At 43.2% G+C, this 7,289-nt stretch carries 8 protein-coding genes; 4 read left to right on the forward strand and 4 right to left on the reverse strand.

Annotated elements, in window-relative coordinates:
- Positions 1 to 326: 326 nt before the first annotated feature.
- Both ACGTNI_RS19745 and ACGTNI_RS19750 read left to right on the forward strand, forming a co-directional pair.
- Positions 327 to 716 carry a YppG family protein gene (locus ACGTNI_RS19745; RefSeq protein ID WP_085505072.1) on the forward strand — a complete coding sequence of 130 codons (390 nt, stop codon included), beginning with the start codon at positions 327 to 329 and terminating at the stop codon, positions 714 to 716.
- 111 nt (positions 717 to 827) lie between these two features.
- A complete protein-coding gene (locus ACGTNI_RS19750; protein WP_394464211.1) occupies positions 828 to 1,514 on the forward strand; it encodes an alpha/beta hydrolase in 687 nt (228 codons plus the stop codon).
- Between the two features lie 62 nt (positions 1,515 to 1,576).
- Here ACGTNI_RS19750 and ACGTNI_RS19755 read toward each other — a convergent pair whose 3' ends face one another.
- Together ACGTNI_RS19755 and ACGTNI_RS19760 are read right to left on the reverse strand one after the other, a co-directional pair.
- Entirely contained in the window at positions 1,577 to 2,434 is an 858-nt protein-coding gene (locus tag ACGTNI_RS19755; RefSeq protein WP_085505074.1) for a DegV family protein, read from the reverse strand.
- 25 nt (positions 2,435 to 2,459) lie between these two features.
- Complete coding sequence (locus ACGTNI_RS19760; RefSeq protein ID WP_394464212.1) at positions 2,460 to 3,389, reverse strand: DMT family transporter; 930 nt, start codon at positions 3,387 to 3,389, stop codon at positions 2,460 to 2,462.
- A gap of 225 nt (positions 3,390 to 3,614) precedes the next feature.
- Between ACGTNI_RS19760 and cshA the strand changes: the two genes are divergently transcribed.
- On the forward strand, positions 3,615 to 5,060 hold the full coding sequence (gene cshA / locus ACGTNI_RS19765) for a degradosome RNA helicase CshA (protein WP_085505076.1): 1,446 nt from the start codon (positions 3,615 to 3,617) through the stop codon (positions 5,058 to 5,060).
- A 179-nt stretch (positions 5,061 to 5,239) separates the two neighbouring features.
- Positions 5,240 to 6,184, forward strand: coding sequence for a nucleoside hydrolase (locus ACGTNI_RS19770; protein WP_394464213.1), 945 nt, complete (start codon positions 5,240 to 5,242; stop codon positions 6,182 to 6,184).
- Positions 6,185 to 6,269: 85 nt separating this feature from the next.
- On the opposite strand, the gene ACGTNI_RS19775 is transcribed toward ACGTNI_RS19770, so the two are convergent.
- Together ACGTNI_RS19775 and ACGTNI_RS19780 are read right to left on the reverse strand one after the other, a co-directional pair.
- On the reverse strand, positions 6,270 to 7,019 hold the full coding sequence (locus ACGTNI_RS19775) for a rhomboid family intramembrane serine protease (RefSeq protein ID WP_394464215.1): 750 nt from the start codon (positions 7,017 to 7,019) through the stop codon (positions 6,270 to 6,272).
- Between the two features lie 177 nt (positions 7,020 to 7,196).
- Positions 7,197 to 7,283, reverse strand: coding sequence for an IS3 family transposase (locus ACGTNI_RS19780; RefSeq protein ID WP_394464209.1), 87 nt, complete (start codon positions 7,281 to 7,283; stop codon positions 7,197 to 7,199).
- Positions 7,284 to 7,289 lie beyond the last annotated feature (6 nt).

Consider the following 7,289-nt stretch of genomic DNA (forward strand, 5'->3'; position numbering starts at 1 on the left):
GTCCTCCTTTTGATGTTTGTATTTGGGTACAAATGCATCATAACGGAGGGCTTTTTTTCATTCAAGGATCCTTCTACTGAATCCCACAGGAATCTCCTGCGGGATGAGCATGACAGGTGAGACCCCGCAGAGCGTAAGCTCGAGGAGGCTCAGCGCATGTCCGCGGAAAGGGAGTCGTTCCCCACCGGATCGTTGCTCAGACAATATTTTGAAATCAAGTCTTCGACTTTGTGGTTTGATAGTGGCTATTATAAGGAGCTTTCCATGTAATCACCTTTTTGTTTCAGGAACATAGGCTGTTTGTAGAAAGGAAGAGGGTGAGCAACATGTTTTCCTATCAAAACAGAAATTTTTACCCGGATGATCCATTTTTTCAGGATCCGCAATATCCCTACCATTACCAGCCAATGATGGAAGAAAATTTTTATAATCAACCGCAGAACTGGGAAATGGCTCCGACGCCTGGGAATCCATTTGAACTTTATACGAAACCTATGTTTCCTCAACAGAATAATATGTATAATAGTTATGGTCAGCAACCTTTTTACGCAAATAGTGGCATGAACCCTAAGAATATGGCGGGGTATTTCCAGGATCAAAACGGCCAGCTGGATATGGATAAAATGATGAAAACGGTTGGGCAATTAGCTCAGACGGCCAACCAGTTATCCCCAATTATGAAGGGGATTGGCGGGTTCATCAAAGGAATGCGTTAAAAGCGTGCAGGGCAAGGCCTTGGACGCTTGCTTGTTTTTTACTTTAAGAAAAGACTAAGGCTTTCGCCATAGAAACTCCAGGTTTTTTTAATTTACATAGGAGGAACGAACATGATCGGTTGTTTATGCATTCACGGTTATACAGGCGGTCCCTATGAGGTTCAGCCGCTAGTGGACTACTTAGAACAAAGAACGAATTGGATGTTTGAAGTCCCGACCCTTCCTGGTCATGGGAGGAAGCTTGACTTAAAAGGGCGTTACTATCAAGAGTGGATAGCGACAGCCGAACTTGCTTTCCTTAAATTGGCGAAGACTTGTGATGTTGTGTATGTGATCGGCTTTTCTATGGGCGGGATGATTGCCGCTTACCTTGCTTCAAAATACAAAGTGGATCGTCTTGTGTTATTATCGGCTGCAGGAAAATATATCAGCGTGCCTCAAATGTACAAGGATATTACAGATTTCGTGGCAGAGGCCTTGAAAGGTACACTGGCAGATAACGACCTTTTCCTTCATTACCAGGATAAATTGAAACAGACGCCATTTCCGTCTTCCATTGAGTTTGTAAAATTGATCCGATTTACGCGGCCTTTTTTGAAGGAAGTTCAGGCACCGGTGTTAATTATACAGGGGCAACAGGACGAGATGGTCCCGGATAAAGCAGCAATTTATCTGGAACAGGAAATTCCTTCAACAGATAAGCAGCTGGTTTTTATGAAGGAATCGAAGCATTTGATATGCCATGGGAGAGATAGAGAAGAATTATTTGAAACAGTCATGTCTTTCTTAACCAGATAATCAACGGGCAGGCAGGAAGAAGCCGGCAGATTATAGATAATCATGCCGGATTCTTTTTGGATTTAATCCCTGAAGAAAGCGATGACGAGACCGCCTTCTCCTGCGTAAGTAGAAATCAAAGGCCCTGTTTCCATAAACAGACTGTCTTTGAACTTATATTTCGATTTGATATCATTTAAAACCGTACGTCCCAGCTCTTCACTATTGCAATGGGATAGTGAAATGACACGATCTTCAAAGTTATTGGCATAGTCACCGATTTGTTCCACAAATCGGCGGAATGCTTTCTTATTTCCGCGGACTTTTTCAATTACTTCGATATCGCCTTTATCATCACTTGCTTTCATCAACAATTTAATGTTCAAAGTTTTGGCAATAGCTCCTCTGACTTTGTCTAATCGTCCACCTTTGATTACATTCTCCAGTGTCTGCAAAATGAACAATGTCGTAGTTTTCTCTATCCGTTCTTCCATATGGGAGGAAAGCTGCTCCAAGTTGTAACCTTCTTCCATTTTCTTTCCTGCTTCCTGGACGAGCAGTGCCACTCCGCATGATGCCGTCTTTGTATTCAAAACAACAACTTGTCTCTCCGGTTCTTCTTCTAATAACATATCTTTTCCCATTACCGCACTTTCGTAAGTGCTGCTTAGCCCTTTTGTCAAAGCGAGAACAAGAATTGGTTTATCCGGGTCAATATCTTTGCAAGCCTGATAAAAATCATAAGGACTGGGTGCCGAGGAGCGCGGAAGCTCATCGGCCTGTTTCAACTTTTCATAAAACAATGGCAGATCAAGCGTTTCCCCGGTTTTATATTGTTCATCCCCGAAATGCAGATTCAAAGGCACGATTTTTAAGTTATATTTATTCACTAACTCTTGGGGTACATCTGCTCCTCCGTCTATCATCAGTTGGATAGTCATCATTAACACCTGCTCTCAAAAGTTTTTATTTTTCCGTTTCCTGGTTTGTTTTACTTAAACGTGTCAATTTAGGTGCCACTTTTTTAGTCGTGCTGAAAATGAACATCATCAATCCGAATATGACGATAGTACCGCCAAGCCACTGCTCCCATGTAATCATTTCTCCAAGAATGATATAAGCGAGAATGGAAGCGCCAAGTGGTTCAAACAGGATACTCATCGAAATGGTAGAGGTGCTGAGCCACCTCAATGCCCAGTTGAACATGGTATGACCAAAGAAGGTCGGGATAATTGCCAACGCAATGAAAATCCACCAATGATCAGATGGATAACCGGTAAACGGATGTTGCAGAATCAGGTTATAGATGATTAAAACTGCGGATGCCATTGCGTAAACGACAAACGTATAGGTCATCAAGGATAACCGTTTTCGCAGGTTTTGACCCAGCAAAAAATATCCCGTCACCATAGCTCCGCCCAGTAATGCAAGAATATCACCAAGCAATGCCATACCGCTGATTTGAAAGTCCCCCCAGCCGATGATGACACTTCCGGTAAGGGTAATTACCATACTTAGAAGAGATCCCGCTGTGAACCGCTCCTGGAAAAAGAGGTAGGTACCAAGGAATGCGAAGATGGGCTGCATGGTGACTAGAACGACTGAACTCGCTACCGATGTATAGTTTAATGACTCAAACCATAAAATGAAATGGAGGGCGAGAAAGATACCGGCAAAACACGCCAGGATCCAGTCCATCCATGATATTTTGCTGAATTCATGACGATATTTCCACAAGATGTATGGTGCCATGATTAAAACCGCAATTAGTAGTCGATAATTAGCAATAATAGAAGCTGGAGCTTCTGCTGCCAACTTTACGAAGATTGCTGCTGTTGAAACGGAGATTACCCCGATGAAGACAGCAATATATGGATTAAATGGAGGCTTATCCATCGGATCCCTCCTTGTTTCATCAATTTTTCTCCATTTTATCATTCATCTGTTTGAAAAGCATCTGAAAAATAGGTAGAATAAAAAATGGTCGTATGTTATGATGGATGAATCTATCGGACAAGTGGAGCGGCAGCCTCTTCCGTAAGTTGGGGGAAAGGCTTTTTTTACGTGACTTACTATAGAAATTGTATAAAAGATTTTACATCAAAGGAGTATGAAAAGAACGTGACTACATTTTATTCATTAGGTTTAACTAAACCGGTGTTGAAGTCGTTAGATCAAATGGGATTTGAAGAGACAACACCGATACAAGCACAAACAATCCCATTGGCGCTTCAAGGGCGTGACGTTATTGGCCAGGCGCAGACAGGTACAGGGAAGACAGCAGCTTTCGGTATCCCGATGATCGAAAAAATCGATCAGGATCGCAACGATATCCAGGGCCTTGTTGTTGCACCTACTCGTGAACTTGCTATCCAGGTAGCTGAAGAAATCAATCGTCTTGGTAAATTTAAAGGTGTCCGTGCCCTGCCTATTTATGGCGGACAGCATATGGATCGTCAAATCCGTGCGTTGAAAGATCAAAATCAGATCGTGGTAGCGACTCCAGGACGCCTGTTGGATCACATCCGTCGCAGAACCATCAAATTGGCTAATGTACACACTGCTGTACTTGACGAAGCCGATGAAATGCTCAATATGGGATTCATTGATGATATCAAAGATATCCTGAAAGCTATCCCGGAACAAAGGCAGACACTGCTGTTCTCAGCTACTATGCCAAAGGCGATTCGTGACATCGCTTCTACCTTGATGAAGAAGCCGGAAGAGGTTAAGGTGAAAGCGAAAGAAATGACTGTGGAAAACATTGAGCAGTACTTTGTTGAGTTGCAAGAGCGTCAAAAATTTGACGCGCTTACCCGTTTGTTAGACATCCAGGCGCCCGCACTCGCTATTGTGTTCGGTCGTACAAAACGCCGTGTTGATGAGTTGACTGATGGGTTGCAAACCCGTGGTTTCCGTGCGGAAGGAATCCATGGTGATTTGACTCAAGGAAAGCGTATGTCTGTATTGAATAAGTTCAAGCAGGGAAGAGTCGAAATTTTAGTTGCAACAGATGTAGCAGCTCGTGGACTGGATATTTCTGAAGTATCCCACGTATATAACTTCGATATCCCACAGGATCCGGAAAGTTATGTCCACCGGATTGGACGTACAGGACGTGCTGGTCGTCAAGGTAAAGCAGTTTCTTTTGTCACACCTCGTGAAAAAGCGCAATTGCATTTAATCGAGAAGCTGACAAAGAAAAAAGTAGAACGACTGGATGTACCATCAAACGATGAAGCCCAGCGCGGCCAACAGCAAGTAGCTGTGGATAAGCTGCTTAAAACAATGGAAAGCAGCGACCTTAAGGGTTACCATCAGGCAGCAAATGAGTTGTTGCAGCAGCATGATTCTATGGAGCTTGTAGCAGCAGCGCTGAAATTGATGACGAAAGAGCGTCGGGAAACTCCGGTCCGCCTTTCTGGCGTACAGCCGATCAGTGTGAAAAAGGCTCAATATGATAAAGGCAAGAAAAAGCCTTATAAGCGCAATGATAAAAAACGCGATTTCAACCGGAAGAATTCTCGTAACCGTAAATTCAACCAAAAGCGTGGCGGCCGCAGCTAACGTCACAAATATTGCAATAATTAAACCACCAGTCCCCGTACTGGTGGTTTTTTTGTACGTTAAAAAGTTTCACAGATGTCTTTATTACTATATTTACCATTAATATACATAAATACGGTGACCCCTACATGAAATGGTATAAGGGCTTCCTTAATTAACTAAATAAGGGGTGGGCTGGGATGGCGGTGAAAGTGTTATTTTTTGGTGACATTGGAATTGATGATGCGATAGCACTTATATATTCCCATTTAAACGAAGAGGTAGAACTGGCAGGGGTAGTTGGAGACTATGGCAATGTACCGAGAGAAGCGGCGATATCCAGCGTTCATTACTTATTGGACTTGTTGGGTCTGACGGGAAAGTTGAAAGTGATCGGTGGAGCAGAAACACCCATGACCGGTGAGGAGCCTGCATTTTACCCGGATATCCATGGAGAATATGGGCTGGGACCGATAATTCCTGGTGTTTACGAAGGTGTAATAGAAAATTTCTTTGAGATCGTCCGCTTAATCGAGAAGTATCAGGATGAACTTGTTATCGTTAATGTGGGAAGGCTGACATCTTTAGCTACCATGTTCATCTTATACCGGTCTTTGATGAGCAAAGTCAAACACTACTATATCATGGGCGGTGCTTTCTGGGTTCCTGGAAATGTCACCGCTGTTTCTGAGGCTAATATTCATGCGGATCCGATTGCGGCTGATATCGTGTTTACATATGCCGATGGTGTAACTGTATTCCCTTTGAATGTTACCGATCATGCCATTGTCACACCGAAAATGGCAGATGAGATCGCTAATAAAGGAGAAATGAAGATAGTTAAAACCTTAATTGATTATTATTACGAGTTCTACAAAAAAAGAAATCCAAATCTCATCGGGAGCCCGATTCATGATTTATTACCAGTCATGGCAGCGGTTGATGATTCTATGTTCAGCTGTCAAATGCTGCCGGTGCATGTGGTAACCAGTCGGGAAGATCCGCATCGCGGGCACACCATAGCAGATATCCGCTCATACTCTACCCCTAAGGCAAAGCGGCATCGCGTGGCATTGCAGTTTGATTATTTCTCTTTTTATAGAAGATTTATGAGCACGATGACAGGGGGAGCGTTCAATGGGTAGACCAGGATAAGTCGTTCAACAACAAACCGAGCATGTAAGCGGAAAGCTTTCATGCTCGGTTTGTCTTGTTATTATTTCCTTATTTTTATGTCATTCTTCCGAACAGGCCTAGAATCACCAGGAGGATGATGATTCCCCACAATACTTTTTTCCATGGGAAGCCTCGTTTCTTCCAACGGTTAGGGTTAAAGGAAATCTCCACGTCATCCCGGGGACTTCGAGTTCTCCATATAGAAAATGGCCTGGCGTTTTTCAAAACGAGCGGGGCAATGAAAAAACCTCCGGCAAGACCGCCTATGTGTCCGAGGATATTGATATTCGGTCGTACAAATGTCATGACAACACCAATGACCAAAATCACCATTACAATTTGAGAGTTAGCCTGGTCTATCAAATGTTTACGATTGGCTACCATGTACAGGTAGACGCCAAAAATGCCGAAAATCGCTCCGGATGCGCCGAGGTGGGGAATATAGGAATCCGGGTTGAACAGGTATGTAGCTATGTTCCCGATGATGCCGGCAAATAAATACATGACCACGAATTTCACTTTACCAAGCATTTGTTCAAGCGCTGGTCCGAATAGTACAAGAGAAAAAGAATTAAAGAGGGCATGACCCAGCCCTGCATGTAAAAAAATAGGAGTGACTAATCTCCAATATTCTCCGGCAGTAATAGCGGTATTGAGTCCAATCCCCGCCCGGAGCCAGTCATGGGCGAAGCCAAATTGGAACAAGTCGATCAACATCCAGAGAACAAGGTGGATAGCTACCAGGGTGGAAACGATCGGGTAAAAACGTAGGAATTCTTTAAAGTTTTCGGTACGAACAAACATATTTCATCCCCTTTTGTTTTTGGAAATTTTACAACGAAAGCTCCCTTTACTTGAAGATCGGTTTCGTTACTTTTGCTTGGAGAAAATGGGGACTTGGAAATAACTCGCTTTCCGCGGGGAAGACGGCAAGCCTCCTCGAGCTTATGAAATGACCCCCTAAAATTGGACACTATGTAATTAAACAGCTTCTTCAAATTTTTCACGGTATTGGACAGGACTCATTCTAAGCTTTGATTTGATTCGTTGGTGATTGTAGTCATCCACAAATGC

The organism is Thalassobacillus sp. B23F22_16 (assembly GCF_043496955.1).
Taxonomy (GTDB): domain Bacteria; phylum Bacillota; class Bacilli; order Bacillales; family Halobacillaceae; genus Thalassobacillus; species Thalassobacillus devorans_A.